Here is a 693-nt window from a genome sequence, read left to right on the forward strand (position 1 = left end):
ACTTTGCATATATTTTGATAATTGTTGGGAAGATGTTGGGAAGAGTTTTAGATATTTTGTATATTTGATAGGGCAATCAAATACCAAAGCCATGGCAAGAATTAAATTATTATTAAAGTCTAAAAACAATCCTGCTTCAATTTATATTAGACTTTCTGATGGAAGAAATATTGATGTAATGGCAAAAACTAATTACAGTATAAATCCATCAGATTGGAGTACAATAAAGGAAGAACCCAAAGATCTAAAAAATATATATAATGCAAATCTCAATTCCGATTTGACGACTGTTAAAAGCGAATTACTCAAACACTACAATAAAAAAACCAGTGATACAGTAATAAACACCCAGTGGCTAAAAGATTTCATTAACCCTCCACAAGTAGCAGAAAAGCACCCAGATAAATTAGTAGATTACATTGATACATTCATTGAGTTTAAAAAAGCCGATGTCAAAAGTAGCACAATAACAAAGTGCAATGGAATCAAGCATCTTTTAGAACGTTATCAAAAACATACTAAATCAGTTTTATACATTCGTGATATTGATGCGAAATTCAAAATGGATTTTGAAAAATATTGTATTAATGAAGGCTACGCTCCAAACACAACAGCAAGAAATATTCGTTTTATAAAGACCTTTTGCAGACACGCAAAATCAAACGGTGTTGAAACACATTATCAGCTTGATAG

The 693-nt window shown here is 30.6% G+C and carries 1 protein-coding gene; it reads left to right on the forward strand.

The window, feature by feature from the left end:
* Nucleotides 1–91 precede the first annotated feature (91 nt).
* Nucleotides 92–693: phage integrase SAM-like domain-containing protein (locus tag IU405_RS00495; protein WP_197436699.1), on the forward strand; the 602-nt coding region annotated here is incomplete at its 3' end.

It is taken from the genome of Polaribacter sp. BAL334, from assembly GCF_015767435.1.
GTDB lineage: Bacteria > Bacteroidota > Bacteroidia > Flavobacteriales > Flavobacteriaceae > Polaribacter.